This is a genomic window from Nesterenkonia populi, assembly GCF_007994735.1.
In the GTDB taxonomy this organism is placed as follows: Bacteria; Actinomycetota; Actinomycetes; order Actinomycetales; family Micrococcaceae; genus Nesterenkonia; species Nesterenkonia populi.
Map to the genome: position 1 here is coordinate 544,295 of NZ_VOIL01000001.1, position 18,642 is coordinate 562,936.

The 18,642-nt window shown below is 65.0% G+C and carries 18 protein-coding genes; 8 read left to right on the top strand and 10 right to left on the bottom strand.

Going from position 1 to position 18,642, the window contains the following annotated elements:
* Positions 1-21: 21 nt before the first annotated feature.
* From gyrB to dnaA, 5 genes are all read right to left on the bottom strand, one after another.
* A complete protein-coding gene (gene gyrB / locus FWJ47_RS02580) occupies positions 22-2,109 on the bottom strand; it encodes a DNA topoisomerase (ATP-hydrolyzing) subunit B (RefSeq protein WP_147103672.1) in 2,088 nt (695 codons plus the stop codon).
* Positions 2,110-2,314: 205 nt separating this feature from the next.
* Positions 2,315-2,965 (bottom strand): DciA family protein, encoded by a 651-nt coding sequence (locus tag FWJ47_RS02585; protein WP_246126130.1) that lies wholly within the window; start codon positions 2,963-2,965, stop codon positions 2,315-2,317.
* On the bottom strand, positions 2,958-4,130 hold the full coding sequence (gene recF / locus FWJ47_RS02590; protein WP_147103675.1) for a DNA replication/repair protein RecF: 1,173 nt from the start codon (positions 4,128-4,130) through the stop codon (positions 2,958-2,960). Before recF ends, FWJ47_RS02585 begins: the two co-directional genes overlap by 8 nt.
* A gap of 16 nt (positions 4,131-4,146) precedes the next feature.
* The gene (dnaN, locus tag FWJ47_RS02595) at positions 4,147-5,274 is read right to left on the bottom strand and encodes a DNA polymerase III subunit beta (protein ID WP_147103678.1); all 1,128 of its coding nucleotides are present in this window, start codon (positions 5,272-5,274) and stop codon (positions 4,147-4,149) included.
* Between the two features lie 593 nt (positions 5,275-5,867).
* Entirely contained in the window at positions 5,868-7,397 is a 1,530-nt protein-coding gene (gene dnaA, locus FWJ47_RS02600) for a chromosomal replication initiator protein DnaA (protein ID WP_211358957.1), read from the bottom strand.
* 259 nt (positions 7,398-7,656) lie between these two features.
* Here dnaA and rpmH point away from each other — a divergent pair, with 259 nt between their 5' ends.
* From rpmH to FWJ47_RS02640, 8 genes are all read left to right on the top strand, one after another.
* Positions 7,657-7,794, top strand: coding sequence for a 50S ribosomal protein L34 (gene rpmH, locus FWJ47_RS02605; RefSeq protein WP_147103682.1), 138 nt, complete (start codon positions 7,657-7,659; stop codon positions 7,792-7,794).
* A 64-nt stretch (positions 7,795-7,858) separates the two neighbouring features.
* Entirely contained in the window at positions 7,859-8,245 is a 387-nt protein-coding gene (gene rnpA / locus FWJ47_RS02610) for a ribonuclease P protein component (RefSeq protein WP_147103685.1), read from the top strand.
* Positions 8,242-8,676, top strand: coding sequence for a membrane protein insertion efficiency factor YidD (gene yidD, locus FWJ47_RS12220; protein WP_246126131.1), 435 nt, complete (start codon positions 8,242-8,244; stop codon positions 8,674-8,676). The genes rnpA and yidD overlap by 4 nt, the downstream gene beginning before the upstream one ends.
* A gap of 100 nt (positions 8,677-8,776) precedes the next feature.
* Entirely contained in the window at positions 8,777-9,772 is a 996-nt protein-coding gene (yidC, locus tag FWJ47_RS02620) for a membrane protein insertase YidC (protein WP_147103688.1), read from the top strand.
* The gene (locus FWJ47_RS02625; protein ID WP_147103691.1) at positions 9,769-10,365 is read left to right on the top strand and encodes a Jag family protein; all 597 of its coding nucleotides are present in this window, start codon (positions 9,769-9,771) and stop codon (positions 10,363-10,365) included. The genes yidC and FWJ47_RS02625 overlap by 4 nt, the downstream gene beginning before the upstream one ends.
* Positions 10,362-11,024, top strand: coding sequence for a 16S rRNA (guanine(527)-N(7))-methyltransferase RsmG (gene rsmG, locus FWJ47_RS02630; RefSeq protein WP_147103694.1), 663 nt, complete (start codon positions 10,362-10,364; stop codon positions 11,022-11,024). The genes FWJ47_RS02625 and rsmG overlap by 4 nt, the downstream gene beginning before the upstream one ends.
* Positions 11,025-11,039: 15 nt before the next feature.
* Positions 11,040-11,948 carry a ParA family protein gene (locus tag FWJ47_RS02635; protein ID WP_147103696.1) on the top strand — a complete coding sequence of 303 codons (909 nt, stop codon included), beginning with the start codon at positions 11,040-11,042 and terminating at the stop codon, positions 11,946-11,948.
* Between the two features lie 174 nt (positions 11,949-12,122).
* On the top strand, positions 12,123-13,331 hold the full coding sequence (locus FWJ47_RS02640) for a ParB/RepB/Spo0J family partition protein (RefSeq protein ID WP_147103699.1): 1,209 nt from the start codon (positions 12,123-12,125) through the stop codon (positions 13,329-13,331).
* A gap of 227 nt (positions 13,332-13,558) precedes the next feature.
* Here FWJ47_RS02640 and trxA read toward each other — a convergent pair whose 3' ends face one another.
* From trxA to FWJ47_RS02665, 5 genes are all read right to left on the bottom strand, one after another.
* On the bottom strand, positions 13,559-13,885 hold the full coding sequence (trxA, locus tag FWJ47_RS02645; RefSeq protein ID WP_147103702.1) for a thioredoxin: 327 nt from the start codon (positions 13,883-13,885) through the stop codon (positions 13,559-13,561).
* 14 nt (positions 13,886-13,899) lie between these two features.
* Entirely contained in the window at positions 13,900-14,877 is a 978-nt protein-coding gene (gene trxB / locus FWJ47_RS02650; RefSeq protein ID WP_147103704.1) for a thioredoxin-disulfide reductase, read from the bottom strand.
* A 119-nt stretch (positions 14,878-14,996) separates the two neighbouring features.
* Positions 14,997-16,217, bottom strand: a complete 1,221-nt coding sequence (locus tag FWJ47_RS02655) for a hypothetical protein (RefSeq protein ID WP_147103706.1) — start codon at positions 16,215-16,217, stop codon at positions 14,997-14,999.
* Positions 16,218-16,289: 72 nt separating this feature from the next.
* On the bottom strand, positions 16,290-17,993 hold the full coding sequence (murJ, locus tag FWJ47_RS02660) for a murein biosynthesis integral membrane protein MurJ (RefSeq protein ID WP_147103710.1): 1,704 nt from the start codon (positions 17,991-17,993) through the stop codon (positions 16,290-16,292).
* Between the two features lie 20 nt (positions 17,994-18,013).
* Positions 18,014-18,520, bottom strand: coding sequence for an NUDIX hydrolase (locus tag FWJ47_RS02665; RefSeq protein WP_147108805.1), 507 nt, complete (start codon positions 18,518-18,520; stop codon positions 18,014-18,016).
* Positions 18,521-18,642: the final 122 nt, after the last annotated feature.

Consider the following 18,642-nt stretch of genomic DNA (forward strand, 5'->3'; position numbering starts at 1 on the left):
AGTCTTGAGGTGAAGCCGGGGTCAGATGTCGAGGAAGCGGACATCCTTGGCGTTCTGCTGGATGAACCCTCGGCGGGACTCGACGTCCTCGCCCATGAGCACCGAGAAGATCTCGTCCGCAGCGGCGGCATCCTCCATGGAGACCTGGAGCAGGGTGCGGTTGTCGGGGTCCATGGTGGTCTCCCACAGCTCGGAGTAGTCCATCTCACCCAGACCCTTGTAGCGCTGGATGCCCATCTCCTTGGGGAGCTTGCGGCCAGCGGCGCGGCCGGCCTCCAGGGCACGGTCCCGCTCCGCGTCGGTGAAGACGTAGTCCGGGTCCCCGTTGGACCACTTGATCTTGTACAGCGGCGGCTGAGCCAGGAACACATGGCCGTTCTCGATCAGAGGGCGCATGTACCGGAACAGCAGGGTCAGCATCAGGGTGGTGATGTGCTGGCCGTCCACATCAGCATCCGCCATCAGCACGATCTTGTGGTACCGCAGCTTGCCGGCGTCGAACTCCTCGCCGATGCCGGTGCCGAACGCAGTGATCATCGACTGGATCTCCTGGTTTCCCAGGGCCTTGTCCAGCCGAGCCCGCTCCACGTTCAGAATCTTTCCGCGCAGCGGAAGGATCGCCTGGGTGCGCGGATTGCGCCCGCGCTTGGCGGAGCCGCCCGCGGAGTCGCCCTCCACCAAGTAGATCTCTGACTCGGAGGGGTCCTTGGAGGAGCAGTCCGAGAGCTTCCCGGGCATGCCGAAGGTCTCCAGCGGGGACTTCCGGCGGGCATTCTCACGGGCCTTCCGAGCTGCCATCCGGGCGGTGGCCGCGGACTGCGCCTTGGCGATGATCGCCTTGCCGGCGCCCGGGTTGCGCTCCAGCCAGTCACCCAGATGGTCGGTGACCACGCGCTGCACGAAGCCGCGGGCCTCCGAGTTGCCCAGCTTGGTCTTGGTCTGGCCCTCGAACTGCGGCTCGGAGAGCTTCACAGAGATGACAGCGGTCAGCCCCTCACGGATGTCCTCACCGGTGAGATTGTCCTCCTTCTCCTTGATGAGGTTCTTCTCCCGGCCGTAGCGGTTGATCAGGGAGGTCATCGCCGCACGGAAGCCCTCTTCGTGAGTGCCGCCTTCATGCGTATTGATGGTGTTCGCGTAGGTGTGGACCGACTCCGAGTAGGTCAGCGTCCACTGCATCGCGAGCTCAGCGGCGATCCCGCGCTCGTCGTCCTCGGCCTCGAAGGCGATGACATCGTCGTGGACCATCTCAGCGCGCTTGGCCCTGTTCAGATGGTTCACGTAGTCGAGCAGGCCGTGGTCGTACTGATAGACGACGACGCGGCCCGCATTCTCCTCCTCCTGCACCGCGTTCTGCTGCTCGCCGGGCTCAGCGGGAGCGGCATCCTCAGCGGAGGAGACCTCAGCATCGTCCTTCTCAACGACCTCGTCCTCCACCACGATGTTCTCCGCAATGCGGCGCTCGTCCCGCAGCGTGATGCGCAGCCCCTTGTTCAGGAATGCCATCTGCTGGAACCGGGCCCGCAGCGTCTCAAAGCTGAACTCCGTGGACTCGAAGATCTCCGCGTCCGGGTAGAAGATCTGGGTGGTGCCCCGATCGTCCGTGGGGCCCTCCTCCCTCAGCTCCTGGGCGACCCGGCCGCCCCCGGCGAACTTGATGGACCACCGGCTGCCCTGCCGCGCCACGCGCGTCTCCACATCGGAGGACAGGGCGTTGACCACAGAGATGCCGACGCCGTGCAGGCCTCCGGAGACCGCGTACCCGCTGCCGCCGAACTTGCCGCCGGCATGCAGGATGGTCATGACCACCTCGACCGTGGGCCTGCCCTCCGTGGGGTGCATGTCCACCGGGATGCCGCGGCCGTTGTCCTCCACCCGGACGCCGCCGTCATCCTGCAGGGTCACCTGGATGTGGTCGCAGTAGCCCGCCAGGGCCTCGTCGACTGAGTTGTCCACCACCTCGTAGACCAGGTGGTGGAGTCCCCGCTCGCCCGTGGAGCCGATGTACATTCCCGGACGCTTCCGGACCGCCTCGAGGCCCTCCAGGACGGTGATGTCCGATGCGCCGTAGTTGCCCTGATCTTCCGATGTGGTGGAATCCGCTGTCATGCGGGTGGATCGTCTCCTCGTAGCGGTCGTGATATTGCCGCCATTCTACCGCCCAGAAGGCCGTTTTCCCCATTCTGACGGGGTTCTCACAGAAGAACTTGGCTCTGAGCGGCCGCAGAAGGCGCCCAGGACATTCTGTGGGTCTGGTCGATGGGGGTCTGATCGCAGATCAGGGCCTCAGTGCGGCATAGGCGAAATGAGGGGTTCAGCCGTAGGTGTCGCGAGGCCCCCGGCCGCGGACGGTGAGCCGTCCCTTCTTCCAGCTGGGGGCTGAGGGCCCGCGAATGTCCAGGGCGGTGACGATCCCCGGCCCCAGCTCCCGGGCGAACATCTCCAGCAGCTGGGACTTCATGAGCTTCAGATTGGTGGCCCAAGCGGTGGAGTCGCAGGCCACGACGACGACGCCGTCCTCGAAGCTCTCGGGGGTGCAGTGCTCCGCGATAGCCTCACCGACCAGCTGCTCCCAGCGGCTGATCACTCCTCCCACCGCCACCGGGGCGCTCCACCCACGGCTGCGGATCAGCCCCTTCACCGCTTCGCCCAACGGTTTGGGATCGCGCAGACTGCCGGCCCTCTGGGGCGGGACCGCGGACCGGGACGTGCTGCGAGGATCGCCGGCCAGACCCGTCCTCTCCCCAGACGCAGAGGAGCGTCCAGGCTGCTGCCTGGGTCGGGCCGGGCCGCGCATCCTCGCCTCGCCCCGCTGCTCGGCAGCCTTGCGGAAGCGCCGGTACATCTCGGCAGCGGCGTCGATGCTGGCCCCGTCAGCTGCCGCAGGGTCCGCGGACTCCCGACCGTCGGCAGAAGCCTCAGCCTTCACATCCGAAGACGCCTGCGGACTGCGGCGCTCACTCATAACGGCTGACCCGACTGATCTGGTCCTCCGACTCCACCCGGTAGGCGTTGGCGAGCAGCTGCTCAGGCACGTCATCATCCACCGCCGCGGTGACTATCAGCTGCCCCGGCGCCGAGGAGGATCCCTCTCCGGCTGCGAGGTCCGCGAGCCGACGGCGACGTCGTGCGTCAAGCTCCGCGAAGACATCGTCGAGGATCAGGATCGGCTCCGCGCCCTCATTGGGGTCGTCATCGAGCATCACACGGTATGAGCCCAGCCGCAGCGCCAACGCATAGGACCAGGTCTCCCCGTGCGAGGCGTACCCCTTGACCGGGGTGGTGTCCAAGGTGAAGTGCACGTCGTCGCGGTGCGGCCCGATGAGCGTGACGGCACGGTCACGCTCCTGGCTGCGCGCCTCCCCCAACGCTTGCTGCATCCACTCCGTCAGCTGCTCGGTGCTCGCCCCAGCCAGCTCCCCGCCGTCACGCTCCAACGAGCTGCTGTACTCCATAGCGGCGGCGCGCACACTCTGCGAGAGCTCCTGGTAGGCATCCGCGGTGTGCGGCAGCAGGGCTGTGAGCATGTCCAGCCGGGCCCGCAGCAGCCGGGCTCCAGCCGCCGAAAGCTGAGCGTCCCACACCGCCAAGGTGGACTCGTGCGTGGCGGTGAATCCCTCGTGCCGGATCGACTTCAGCAGAGCGTTGCGCTGTCTGAGGACCTTCTCGTAGTCCTGCCGGACCCCCGCCAGAGCAGGGCGCAGCTGAACAGCGAGAGAATCCAGCAGACGGCGCCTCACCTCTGGGGGTCCTTTGATCAGCTCAAGGTCCTCCGGGGCGAAGAGCACCGTCCGCAGGATCCCCAGAATCTCCGAGGCCCGAACCGGACTGCCCCGGTTGATCCTCGCTCGGTTGGACCTGCCGGGGTTGATCTCAACCTCCAGGAACGCTTCCCGTGACCCCCGGTGCGCCGCGGCTCGAATGATGGCCTGCTCCTGGCCGTGCCGGATCAGCGGGCCGTCATTCGGCACCCGGTGTGATGACAGAGTCGCCAGATACCCGACGGCCTCAGCCACATTCGTCTTGCCGACCCCGTTGTAGCCCAGCAGCACATTGGAGCCGGGCTCCAGGGTCAGCTCGGAATCCTGGTAGCTGCGGTAATCCTGGAGAACAAGCTGCGAAAGCCGCACGCTTCAGGGCCTCTGACTAATTGTTGAGCAGCCGCACCGGCATCAGCAGGTACCGGAACTCGGTGGAGCTCTCACTGTCAGGCGCCTTTTGGCCGGTGATCATAGCCGGTTTGGGAGCGGAGACGAATGAGAAGCGCAGATATTCGGTGCTGATCACATTCAGGCCCTCGTTCAGGTATGCCGGGTTGAAGCCTACGGTGATCGGGTCTCCGGTGAGCTGGGCATGGATCGTCTCCGAGGCGGAGGCGTTGTCGTCCACACCTGCGTCCAGCGTCACCTGGTTGTCCTCAGTGAACTGCAGGCGCACATGTCCGTTGCGCTCCGAGACCAGGGACACACGACGAGAGGCCTCAATAAGCTCAGCAGTGTTGACCACCGCATGGATCGGAGTCTCCTCCGGGAAGAGCTGCCGGATCTTCGGATAGTCTCCGTCCACCAGCACGCTGGTGGTCCGTCGGCTTCCTGAGGAGAAGCCGACGAGCGCATCGTCCTCGGACAGCGAGATGTTCAGATCGCCGCCGCCGGCCAATGACTTCGCGACGTCATTGAGCGTCTTCGCCTTGATCAGCACCGAGGTTGAGATATCAGGCTGGGACGGGGTCCAGGTGATCTCACGCATCGCCAAGCGGTAGCGGTCCGTGGCGAGGAACGTGATGGCATCGCCTTCGATCTCCAGCTTCACTGCCGTGAGGATCGGCAGCGTGTCATCGCGCGAAGCCGCGGTGATCACCTGGGAGACCGCACGGGCGAAGGACGCGCCGTCCACGCTTCCAGCAGTCTGCGGCTGGCTTGGGAGCTCCGGGTACTCATCCACAGGCATCGTCGTGAGGGTGAAGGTCGAGGATCGGCAGGTCACCCGCACCTTCGCATCCTCAAGCGCGAGAGTCACCGGAGCGTTCGGCAGGGACTTCACGATGTCATTCAGCAGCCGGCCAGACACCAGGACTGTGCCTTCGGAGTCGATGCTCGCCTCGATGCTCAGCTGTGCAGAGACCTCATAGTCGAAGCTTGAGATGGAGACGAGGCCGTTCTCCGCCCTGACCAGCAGACCCGAGAGAACGGGCGCTGGGGGCCGCGGAGACAGCGACCGTGCAGCCCAGGAGACAGCCTCCGAGAGGACATCGCGGTCAACGGTGAACTGCACTGTGGAAAGTCTCCTTACGGGAACGGACACGTCTGGTTCATGAGCCTACCGGCAGTCAGCAGCGCCTCGCTACTGGAGCATCACAAGATAAGCCTCCGGAGCCGCACCTGATCACAACATCTTGTCTGCCGGAGGCGGTCTTCGATGCGCTGCGGGGCGTGGGCTCACTGTGCGCTGTCCGAATTCATAAGGGGTGAAGGTCAGTAGCAGCAGTAACAGGTGTGGATTCTGTGGATAACTGCCTGTTGAGCGCCGGTGCCGGTGTTCTTCCTGTGGGGTGAGGTGTGCACTGCGACAGCAGCGGATGTGAATCACATGGGGAGGATTTTCGCCCTATGAAGCTGATTTCCCCAGGCTTCTGCGACTTATCCCCAGCTTTGCCCGTGGTCGTCCTCAGATTCTCCACTGATTTATCCACAGGTGTGGGAAGGGATGAGGCCTATTTCCACCCCTGCCTGTGGAAATGTGGGGAAAACTGTGGATTATTGGAAAGTCAAACGCTCCGCAGGCCGCTTTCTGCGCTGAACTACACCCGTGTGAGATGTGCATAGACCAGAAGTCCACACCCGTTGAGAACTTCTGGTCGTCTGGATCTATCGGCCGTGCTTGATCTTGTTCGTAAGCTCAGTGACCTGGTTGAAGACGGCGCGACGCTCGGCCATCAGCTCCCGGATCTTCCGCTCCGCATACATCACTGTGGTGTGGTCCCTGCCTCCGAGGGCCTGGCCGATCTTCGGCAATGACATCTCAGTCAGCTCCCGCAGCAGGTACATCGCGATCTGCCGCGCGGTCACCAGCGTTCTGTTGCGAGACTTGGACATCAGCTCCTCCACGGTGAAGGAGTAGTACTCCGCGGTGGCGTTGATGATCTGCTCGGCGGTGATCTCCTGCGCGTGATCGTCCGAGATCAGATCCTGCATCACCTGCTCGGCCAGGTGCAGGTTCACGTCCTGCTTGTTCAGCGCCGCGTAGGCCGTCACACGGATCAGGGCGCCCTCGAGCTCCCGGATATTGGTGGAGATCTTCGATCCGATGTACTCCAGCACGTCATCCGGGCAGGAGAAGTTCTCCGCGTTCGCCTTCTTGCGCAGAATGGCGATACGAGTCTCCAGCTCGGGAGGCTGAATGTCGGTGATCAGGCCCCACTCGAACCGGGAGCGCAGCCGCTCCTCGAACCCGGAGAGCTGCTTAGGCGGCAGGTCCGATGTGATGACGACCTGTTTGTTGTTGTTGTAGAGCGTATTGAAGGTGTGGAAGAACTCCTCCACCGTCCGCTCCTTGTCCGCGAGGAACTGGATATCGTCCAGCAGCAGGATGTCCACATTGCGGTAGAGGGTCTTGAAGCTGGCACCCTCGTCGTCGCGGATGGAGTTGATGAAGTCGTTGGTGAACTCCTCAGAGTTCACGTACCGCACCCGGATGCCGGAGTAGAGGCGCTGGGCGTAGTGGCCGATCGCGTGCAGGAGGTGAGTCTTCCCCAGTCCGGAGTCCCCATAGATGAACAGTGGGTTGTAGGCCTTCGCCGGTGCCTCAGCGACCGCGTTCGCGGCTGCATGCGCGAACCGATTGGAGGAGCCGATGACGAATGTGTCGAAGGTGTACCGCGGGTTCAGCCGGGAGGCCTCGAAGGTCTCTCCCGGAGCGGTGGCATCCGGGCCGGGAACAGGGGGCGGCGGCGCTGCCGCCGGCTCCGCGTAGGCGGGCGTGCGCTGCGGCTCTGCCGGGGGTCCCCCTGAAGGGCGGAGAGCGTGGACCTGCGGTGCCGCGGGCTCGAAGGACGATATCGGCTGAGCCGCGGCGTCGGGGGCGGCGGCAGCCGCGGGGGCCTCGGGCTTCTGCCGCTTCGCGAGCTCCGGGTCAATGACGTACGCGCACAGCACGTCCTTGCCGAAGACGCTGCGCAGCGCGGCAGATATTTGGGCCTGCAGAGTGGACTGCATCGTTTCGCGGATGCGCTCATGGGGGACTGCGAGCAGCAGGGTGTCACCGATCAGCTGGTCCGACTGGGGGATCGCGCGGGCGATGTCGGTGAGCTTCAGACCGCTGATTCCGTGGTTCTCGCGCAGCTCGGTGATCACCTGCTGCCATCTGGCTGTGACGCTGGTATGTGGGTCTTCCGACACGCTGCGAGGTCCTCCGTGGTGATTTTCTGGCTCTGTGCTATAGGGCCGGGGGTTGTGCTCGGCCAGTATTCCACAGGTTGTGCACAAGCCTGTGGGAACCATGTTGACAACCTGTGGAGTTGACTCTGGAATGCCGTGGCGCGTAGTGTTGACAGGTCGCTCTGTGATATGTGCGCGCCTTGACGCCAGAGAAGGCGGATGGGCCAGCGCCGAGCGGAGCCTGGAAGACTTCACAGCCATCTCATTTGGGAGAAGACCAATGACCAAGCGGACTTTTCAGCCGAGCAACCGCCGCCGCAGCCGTAAGCACGGCTTCCGGTCCCGCATGCGCACCCGCGCGGGCCGGTCGATCATCTCTGCACGCCGCCGCAGCGGCCGCAAGCAGCTCAGCGCCTGAGCGCCTTCATACGCCTTCAACGACCCGTTCCCTGCACAGGGGGCGGGTCGTTAGTGTTCTGAGCATGCTCCCCGTCCCGCACCGCATCCGGAAGTCCCAGGACTTCCAAGCAGTCATGCGAGCCGGCGCCCGGGCCGGCACAGAGACCGTCGTGGTCGCCGTCCGTGCGGTTCCCGCGGACCACGCCGGGGAGCCGGCTCCTCCCTGGCGTGCAGGGTTCATCGTGTCCAAGGCCGTCGGCAACGCCGTAGCCCGGCACCGCACCGCACGCCGGCTGCGTCACCTCTGCGCCGAACTGCTCCCGCCCCGGCAGGTAGAGGGCCATCGGATCGACGTCGTCGTCCGGGCCCTGCCCCCGATCATCGAAGCCGACCACCAGAAGCTCGCCAAGGACCTCCGGAGCGGCCTGAAGCGGGCCCTGAGGCGAGCCGGCCACGGAGAGACCCCGTGAGCAGCGGAGAGAACGCCGCTTGGCTGCGCCACCGCGACTTCTACGTGGAGCAGGGCGAGCTCCCCGGCCGCCCCGGAGACCCCCCGACTGAGGAGGAGATCCGCAGCAGCTGGTGGGGTCGGGCGCGCCGAGCGCCGTCGTACCCCGCCGTGCTGTTCATCCGAATGTGGAGGAAGCTCATCTCGCCCCTCTACGGACAGGTGTGCGCGTTCTACCCCAGCTGCTCGGCCTACGGGCTTGAAGCAGTCACCGCCCACGGGCTGATCCGGGGCAGCGCGCTGACTCTGTGGCGAATCCTGCGGTGCAACCCTTTCACCGGCGGCGGAGTCGACCATGTTCCCTGCGCTGAGCGGATTTGGCCCGCGGGAGAGCTCCCGGCGATCATAGAGACTAACCACCCGCCCATCGACCGCGATGCGAGCAGCCCGTAGGCAGCAGGAACTTCCGATACCCTGAGGGCTGATCTTTTGCGAGCTTTCACCCGGACAGCGTCCCAAGCAGTGAGGTCCGGGCCAACCATTTGAGAGTTATATGAACTTCCTCGACACGATTATGTGGCCCTTCAGCTGGGCCGTGTCATTCATCCTCAGCATCGCCCACACGGTGCTCGAGTTCCTCGGCATGGATTCCGCGTCCGGCTGGACCTGGACCCTGTCCATCATCCTGCTGGTGCTGGTGATCCGCTCCCTGCTGATCCCGCTGTTCGTCAGGCAGATCAAGTCCCAGCGCGGCATGCAGTCCATGCAGCCGGAGATGCAGAAGCTGCAGGCCAAGTACAAGGGCAAGAAGGACCCGGTCTCCCGCCAGGCGATGGTGCAGGAGCAGCAGGCGCTGTTCAAGAAGCACAAAGTCAACCCCTTCATGACCTGCCTGCCGATCCTCGCGCAGCTGCCGATCTTCTTCTCCCTGTTCTGGATGCTGAACCGGGTGCGCGAGCAGGAGTACCACGAGGAGGGCTACTTCGCCCTCGGCCCGGACGAGGTCACCAGCCTGGACGGCTCCTCCATCTTCGGCGTCGGCATGTCCGACGTCCTCTGGGGCGCGGTCCAGGGAGACCCCAACACCCAGGGCGATGTCGTCTCCGTCGTCATCCTTGCCAGCGTCCTCACCGCCGCCATGGTGGCCAGCCAATTCTTCACCCAGAAGCAGCTGATGGCCAAGAACATGTCCGAGGCTGCCCAGACCGGCCAGATGGCACAGATGCAGAAGATCATGCTGTACGTGCTGCCGCTGGCCATGATCTTCGGCGGCGTGAACTTCCCGCTGGCCGTGCTCATCTACTGGACCTGCACCAATCTGTGGACCATGGGCCAGCAGTGGTGGGTCATCCGCAACAACCCGACCCCAGGCTCCATGGCGGAGAAGGAGCTCAACCTCCGCCGCGCGGCCAAGGGCCTGCCGCCCGTCGGCGAGGAAGCCCGCAGGGCAGCAGAAGAGGCCAAGAAGCCCACCGGCCAGCACAAGGGCTCCCAGGCCCAGCCGGCCCGCAAGCGTAAGAAGAAAAAGAAGAAAAAGGGACAACGATGACGGAAACCTCTGAGAACCCCGCCGAGAACCCTGTGGTCGACGGCAATGAGACTGTGGCCCCCGAGGAGGCGCACGTCGTCGAGAACGAGGAGAACGTCGAAGAGCTCGAGGGCTCGGCCTCTGACGATGAGGAAGCCCCCGACGAGGGCGACGTGGCCGCCGATTACCTCGAAGAGCTGCTGGACATCGTCGACCTCGACGGAGACATCGAGATCGAGATTCGGGGCGAACGGACGTTCATCTCCATTCAGGCTGAGGACGGCGGCGCCGAGCTGCAGGACCTCGTAGGCCGTGATGGCGAGGCCCTCGACGCCCTCCAGGAGCTGACTCGCCTCGCGGTGCTCGCCGCCACCGGTGAGCGTACCCGCCTGGTGCTCGACATCAATGGTCACCGCAGCGCCCGCAACGAGGAGCTGAAGGCCAAGGCCCACGAGGCACTCGAGAAGGCCAAGGAGACCGGGGAGGAGGTGCACCTCGACCCGATGACTGCGTTCGAGCGGAAGATCGTGCACGACTTCGTCGCCGAGGCCGGACTGACCTCAGGCTCCGAGGGCGAGGGCCGCAAGCGTCACGTGGTGGTCTCTGCCTCATGAGCGAGACTCCGGCACCAGAGCTGACCGCCCAGGAACGAACCGCCGCCGAGCAGCTGTTCGGCGACCGGCTTCCGCTTGCGGAACGCTTCGTGGGGCACCTGTGCACCACTGGGATCGATCATGGGCTTCTCGGCCCGCGAGAAGTCCCTCGTATGTGGTCTCGGCACGTGCTCAACTGCGCAGCTCTGGCACCGGAGCTCCCCGAAGGGGGCGACGTCGCCGACGTCGGCTCCGGGGCGGGACTGCCGGGGCTTGCTCTGGCTATCGCAAGGCCCGATGTCCGGATGACCCTCATCGAGCCCATGGAGCGCCGGGTCGACTGGCTCTCGGCCGTCGTGGCCGACCTCGGTCTCGACAACGCGGATGTGATCCGCGGCCGCGCGGAGGAAGTCACTGATGAGGTGATGGCTGATGTGGTCACCGCTCGAGCAGTGTCATCACTGAAGAAGCTTGTGCCCCTGACAGCTCCGCTGCTCGCTGATGACGGGCAGCTGCTGCTCATCAAGGGGCGCAGCGCCGCGGACGAGATCGACACAGCGGTCAAGGCAGTTCGTCGCTTCAAGCTCCAGCCCCCTGCAGTCGAGCTGCTCGGCGAGACGATCCTGGAGGAGCCCACCACCGTGGTGAGAATCCGACGCACGCCTGTGTCAGCCGACTGACTTAGACTCGTCGTCATGACTGATTCACTCTCGGAATCCCCGCTGGCCGCACAGCTGCAGGACGAGCAGCGCCGACGCCGCAGACTCTCAGAGATGTCCCTGGAGCGGCCCGAGAGCACCCGCATCATCACCGTCTCCAACCAGAAGGGCGGAGTCGGAAAGACCACCACCACCGTGAACCTCGCCGCGGCCCTGGCTGACCACGGGTTCAACGTGCTGGTCGTCGACATTGACCCGCAGGGCAATGCCTCCACAGGACTCGGCGTCCCGCACAGCGCAGAGACGGACTCGATCTACGACGTCCTGATCGACGACCTCTCCATCGCAGAGGTTGTGGGCACTTCCCCGGACGTCGAGAACCTCCAGGTGGTTCCGGCAACGATCCACCTCGCCGGCGCAGAGATCGAGCTGGTCTCCCTGGTAGCCCGCGAGCAGCGACTCCAACGTTCCCTCGACGAGTACATCCGTCACCGCGAAGAGACGGGCCAGCCCAGGCTGGACTACGTCTTCATCGACTGCCCGCCCAGCCTCGGCCTCCTGACCGTCAACGCCTTTGTCGCGGCCAAAGAGGTGCTGATCCCGATCCAGTGCGAGTACTACGCACTGGAAGGGCTGAGCCAGCTGCTCAACAACATCAATCTCATCCAGAAGCACCTCAACCCGGCGCTCCAGGTCTCCACCATTCTTCTCACCATGTATGACGCACGAACGAACCTTGCTGCCCAAGTGGTGCACGAAGTGAAGGACTACTTCGGTGATGAGGTGCTCGAGAGCAAAATACCTCGCAGTGTGCGCATCGCTGAGGCACCGAGCTACCAGCAGAGCGTCATCTCGTATGCTCGGGACAGTACCGGCGCACTGGCTTATCTTGAAGCTGCGGCTGAAATCGTTCAGCACTCCGATGGACCTCCGTTCGTCGGCTGAAATGTTCCTGTGAAGCCGGATATCGACCGACGGCCCCGTTTCACGTGAAACGGGGCCTGGTTGTGTCTCCACTTGCTCTGACCTTCCCGTTTCACGTGAAACTCCCATAGGGGGACCATCCCCTAGCACATAGAATGGACACTATTCATTCATACGCTGGGGAGGACAGCTTTTATGGCAGAGCGGAAACGACGCGGCCTCGGCCGTGGACTCGGCGCACTCATCAACTCCGACGGAGAAGACCAGTCGGCTTCCGGAGCGACAGCCCATGCCGTTGCGCCGGTCGAGCCTGAGATCCCGGCAGAGCCTGTTTCACGTGAAACGCAGGAAGCAGCCGCCGACCGACCGGAGCGGCCGATCGATGTCTTCTTCTCAGCCAAGTCGCATCTCGAGACCCAGAAGGTTTCACGTGAAACGGATGCTCCTCGCAATCGAACAACCGTAAGCCGCGCGAATGGCAGGAAGCGCGCAGAGATGCCCGCGATGCCGTCCACCTCACCCGGTAGGGCCGGCTCCATGTCCGACACGCCTCCCGTTTCACGTGAAACGGAATCGCCCGCGGGAGCAGAGTTCCTCGAAGTCCCCGTGCAATACATTCAGCCCAACCCTCGACAGCCCCGGCAGGTGTTCGACGAGGAAGACATGGCAGAGCTGGTTCACTCGGTGCGAGAGATCGGGGTTCTGCAGCCCATCGTTGTTCGTCCCCTCGATGGAGGAATGTACGAACTCATCATGGGTGAGCGTCGTTGGCGTGCCTCTCAGGCGGCAGCGCGAGAGACGATTCCGGCAATTGTCCGGCACACTGCCGACGAGAACCTTCTCCGGGATGCGCTTCTTGAGAACATCCACCGCTCCGAACTGAATCCCCTGGAAGAGGCGGCCGCCTACCAGCAGCTCCTCGATGACTTCGGCATCAGTCAGGAGGAACTGTCCAGGCGGATCGGACGAAGCAGGCCCCAGATCTCGAACACCCTTCGTCTGATGCGTCTCCCTGCAGCCGCCCAACGTCGGGTCGCTGCCGGCGTGCTCTCCTCAGGGCACGCACGGGCCCTGCTCTCCCTTGAGACGGAGGAGGAGATGGAGGAGCTCGCGGGACGGGTGGTCGCTGAGGGTCTGTCGGTTCGTGCGTCCGAAGAGCAGGCGTCCCTCATGAAGAAGAGAAGCGAGCAGGCGCACGAGCCCGTTTCACGTGAAACGGACCGCCTCCCTCAAAGCAGCCGATATGAGCAGCTCGATGAGTATGCAGAGGCACTGACCGACCAGCTCGATACTCAGGTAAAGATCACGCTCGGCGCTCGGAAGGGGCGTATCGCCATCGACTTTGCGGGAGTCGAAGACTTGGAACGAGTTCTCCAGCAGCTCGGCCTGCACGTCCAGAGCTGAAAGTAGGCAACAACGCAGAACGGCCCCGCCCCACAAAAAGGGGCGGGGCCGTTTCACGTGAAACAAGCAAGCACCCGACCGTCGCACACAGACAGCGGATCCGTGCGCCGAGACAGAAGTGCCCCCGCAGTGATCCCCGGAGTGTCCCTTGCCGGCGGAAGCCGCCATGCGGCGTCGCAAAGGAGGAGGGGTATCACTGCGGGGGCACGTCCCGCAACAGATTGAAACTACTTCAGGAGGTCAGCGAACTCCTGCTCGAGCGCCGGCTTGGGCTTGGCGCCGATGGAGGAGACGACGTGCTCGCCCCCCTTGAAGCCGTAGACGGCGGGGATGGAGGTGATGCCGTACTTGGCTGCGGTGGCAGGATTCTCGTCCACGTTGACCTTCACGACGTCGATCTTGCCCTCGTTCTCGTTGGCCAGCTCTTCGAGAATGGGCGAGAGGGCGCGGCAGGGGCCGCACCATTCGGCCCAGAAGTCGACCAGAACGGGCTTGTCGTTCTGGAGGACCGCGGTCTCGAAGCTGGAATCGGTGACTGTCTGCAGCTCTGACATGTTGTGTTCCTTTCTTAGGAGGTTTCTGCCAGCTGGGGGGTGGTGGGCAGGCGAGAGGCGAGGTACTGCTCGACGTCGAGAGCGGCGGCGCAGCCGGAGCCCGCGGCTGTGACGGCCTGCCGGTAGTGAGGGTCAAGGACGTCACCGGCGGCGAAGACTCCGGGCAGTGAGGTCCGGGAGGAGCGGTCGTCGACGTTCACGGTTCCGTCCTCGGTGAGCTCGACCTGGTCGGCGAAGAGTCCGGTGCGCGGATCGTGTCCGATGGCCACGAAGAGGCCGGTGACGTCCAGGGTGGACTCTTCGCCGGTCTCGGTGTTGCGCAGGGCCAGCTGATTGAGCTTGCCGTCACCGTCGACGCGGGTGACTTCATGGTTCCAGATGAAGTCGATCTTCTCGTTGGCGTGGGCGCGATCGGCCATGATCTGGGACGCGCGAAGGGAGTCGCGGCGGTGGATGACGGTGACTTTGGATGCGAATTTGGTGAGGAAGGTGGCTTCTTCCATGGCGGAGTCGCCGCCGCCGACGACCGCGATGTGCTGCTCGCGGAAGAAGAACCCGTCGCAGGTGGCGCACCAACTGACTCCGTGGCCGGACAGCTCCTTCTCACCGGGAACGCCGAGCTCGCGGTAGGCGGAGCCGGTGGCGAGGATCACGGCGCGCGTATGAAGGGTTTCGCCGGAGCCGGTGATGATGGCCTTGATGTCGCCTTCGAGCTTGAGCTCGGCGGCGTCCTCATGGCGGATGTCTGCGCCGAAGCGGCGGGCCTGGGCTTCCATGTTCATCATCAGGTCGGGGCCCATGATGCCCTCGGGGAAGCCCGGGAAGTTCTCAACCTCAGTGGTGTTCATGAGCTCACCGCCGGCGGTGACTGATCCGGCGAGCACCACGGGGTTCAGGTTGGCGCGGGCAGTGTAGATGGCGGCCGTGTAGCCGGCAGGCCCGGATCCGACGATGACGACGTCGTGCACCTGGTTGGGAGTCTGGTCAGTCACGCTGTGTGTCCTTCGTGGTGGTCGTGGAATGCCATTGAGTCAACAGTTCTTTCTGTGGAGCCTATTCCATCTGGGGCGTGTGCGGGCAGGGGTGTGACCCCCCGCGCCGCGCGAGGGCCTCAGCCCTGCAGGGCTGAGAAGATGATGATGGCGGCAAGGATCAGGAGGAGGACGAGGACGCCGGCGGAGATCATCTGTGCGGGGGTGAGCTTAGCTGCACGGTCCGGGGCGCTGTCTGTGCTCTCGGCGGGGGCGGAGCCAGCTCGGCGGGGGCGGGGCCCGCCGTTGCTGCGGCTGCCGGCAGAGGGGAAGCTGGTAGGGCTCCCCTTGGGGGCGGAGGTGATGAGACTGGTGAAGCTGCTCGGCTCGGCGTCGCCCATGGTGGGGCTGTCATGGTCCAGGCCGGTGGGCGCTGCGGTGCGGCTGTAGCCGGGGTCCGGCTTCTCCGGCGGGTTGTCGATGACCTCTTCGCCTTCGGCGACGAGCTCATCGACTCTCAGGGAGGCATCGGCTGCCGGAGAGGCAGAGGGCAGGGCTGTCATCGCTTGGGATGGGGCATCTTCGACGAAAGTGCCTGCCGCCTCCTCATCACGGCTGTCATCACCTTCTGCGTCATTTGAGGATGTCAGCGCGGAAGTCTCTGCGGCTCCGACGTTCTGAGGGCGGAAGGCTGCCTCGAGGGTCTCGTCGGTGTCCTTCTCCGCAGGAGCTTCGACCTCATCCAGGTCGGAGAGGAGTCCCAGCTCGGGAACGAAGGCCTTCTCCGCAGCAGCGGCTTCCGCGGCCGTCGGTGCGGGGCCTGCTTTGTCCAGGAACGAAGGCCGACGGCGGGGACTGTGCTCCCGGCCCTGGCGGCCCTCTCCGCGCCGCAGACGCTTCTTCGCCCACCCCGGCGCCGGGGCGTTGGGAGACTCGTGCAGACGAGCGTAGTACTCGGCGTCGTCCTCGTAGGTCTGCGGCTGCATCTCACGGGACTGGCCGAAGATCTCCGACCCCAGAGAGTCCGTGAAGTAGGGCTCCACGAAGGGGGCCGCATCCGGGACCACCAGATCCAGCAGCTGGTTGGGGTCCACGAGGGTGGAGATCAGATAGGTGCGGTCCTCGGCCAGTCCGAGGTCCAGGACCTCCACCTCGGAGTCGCGCTCACCGGCGGCCAGCTCACGGGCGGAGGTGGCGACCTGCTTAGCGTTCGAGCGGGAGGCCAGCAGCACTGAGACTTCGCGGCCCAGCGCCTCGTCGGTGGCCTGGAAGACGATGTCCTGGTCCGCGGAGGTCACCACGTGGTGAGTGATGCGGTAGCGGCCGCCGACCACATCGCGGACGCCGAAGGGCTTCGCCACGGACACTCCTTGGACTAGCGGGACGGACATCAGAACAGCCTGAAAACCTTAGCGTACCGCCCTGGGACGCTCCTACAGCCGAACCAGGCGGCGAGCTGCCGGCACCCGGCGGCCGATGGGCTCCATGAACTCATGGAATTCGCGCACCCGCAGCACCCGCAGCACCGCGATGTACACCACGGCCATCACTGACCCGGAGATCAAAAGGGTGACGGCGGCGGTGAGGATGCTGTCGTAGGCGAATCCGAAGGTGTAGGCGCCCATCGCCCACGCCGCCAGCCCGCCGGCGAGCCCGGCGGCGACGGCGGCCCAGCCGGAGCTCACGTAGGCCGTGATGATGCTGGGCAGGCCGAAGCTGCCCCAGCGGCGCGCGGCCAGCACGTGGAAGCAGCCGTAGCGCATCACGTTCATCGCGCCCCAGACGGCGACGACCACGTAGGGCATGGACTCGTAGGGAACAACCAGCAGTGCGGCATGGGCGGTGACCTGCCCGAAGGCCATAGTGACCAGCGTCACTTTCAAGGGGGTCTTGGCGTCCTCAGCGGCGTAGAAGGTCCGCATCATATACAGGGAGGCGGAGCGGAAGGGCAGCACCACCGCGAACAGGATGAGCAGCTGCCCGATGGCCGCTGCCGCCATGTCAGCGTCTGCCGCGGCGCCGGCGAACAGCCGCCCCAGGACCCCGGCCAGCACCACGAACGCGATGGTGGAGAACATGATGGGGATCGCGAAGATCCGCAGGCCCCGGTTCATCACCTCACGCGCCTCATCCACCCGGCCCTCGCCCATCGCGTCGGACATCTGGTTGAACAGCACCGTCGCAATCGAGAGCACGAACACTGAGTGCGGCAGCAGCACGATGAGCTCAGCAATATTGGCCGCATACTCGCCGGGCACCGAGGCGCCGTCCTCGCCCATCTCCTCACGGGCCGCCGTCGCGCCTGAGATCAGACGGATGTGGATGATGTTGGAGACGTTGCCGATCGTCATCGTCAGCAGCGTCCATGCGGCGATCCGGCCAGTGGCGCCCAGCCCCATGCCCCGCACCCCGAACTTGGGGCGCAGCGTCAGGCCCAGCCGGCTCAGCGGCCAGATGAGGATCGCGGCCTGTGCGGCGATGCCCAGGGTGTGGCCGCCCGCGAGAATCACCGTCTGGGTGGTGGTCCACTCCGCCATCCCGTCGTCCCCGGCCTGATGCTGGCCGAACGCCACGATGTAGCCGATCAGCATGGTGATCGCCACCAGGTTGTTCAGCACCGGCGCCCACATGTACCAGCCGAACTTCGCGTTCGCGTTGAGGATCTGGCCGATCACCGCGTACACCCCGTAGAAGAACACCTGCGGCAGCGTCCACAGGGCGAACGAGGTGCCCAGGGCCAGCATCGGCTCGCTCCACCCCAGGGTCAGCAGCCGCAGGATCGGGTAGGCGCACACCGTCAGCACCGCGGTGCAGACGAACATCACCACGACGCTCAGCGTCAGCAGCCGGGAAGTGTAGTCCGCGCCCTGATCCGGCTTCTTCGCTGCCTTGATCAGCTGCGGCACCAGCACCATGTTGAACATGCCGCCCACCAGCAGCAGGTAGACCGAGTTCGGAATGGTGTTGGCCCGCTCAAAGATGTCGACGATCAGCGTGGTGCCGCCGATCGCAACCGCAAGCAGCATGCTGCGGAGGAACCCGAGCACACGCGAGACCATAGTGCCGGCCGCCATGATGGTCGACGCCGCAGCGACCCCGTTCTTCGGGGCGTGGGCAGGAGGGGAGGGTTGGCTCATCGGAGCCGACTATAGGCCACTCAGACGGTGTCGCTGATGACCTGCTTGGCCGCGCCCACGATCCGCCGCTCGTTCGGGAACGAGAGCCGCCGGTCCAGCTCGTCAAGGTTCACCCAGGCGACGTCCACCGCCTCGTGGTCCGGGTCCTTCTCGATGGTGAGCTCGCCGCCCACTGCCTCCATCAGGAAATGGTGGACCGTCTTATGCACCCGATGGCTGGGCACGGTGAACCAGTACTCGATGGAGCCCAGCGACGTCAGGATGGAGCCTTCGATCCCCGTCTCCTCGGCCACTTCCCGCAGGGCCGCCTGCTCGTAGTCCTCGGCGCCCTCCGGGTGGCCTTTGGGCAGGCACCATTCGAGCCGCCCGCCCCGGTTGTACCGGGCGATGATCGCCGCTTCGAACCCACGGGAGGCCGGCCGGATCACCACTCCGCCGGCGCTGACCTCCTCCACGGTGGGCATCTGGCCGGACTGGCGGGCGCGCGCGGGACCCTGCTGATAGGTGGCCGCCCGGCGGGCGCCCATCGAGACAGTCAGGGGGGTCTGCGCTTCACCTCCCGCGTCGGCCGTAGTCATACTCTCTACCTTAACCGTGGGCCGTTTCACGAGGATTGCTTCTGAGCCGGGGAGCGCAGCAGGCGACGTCT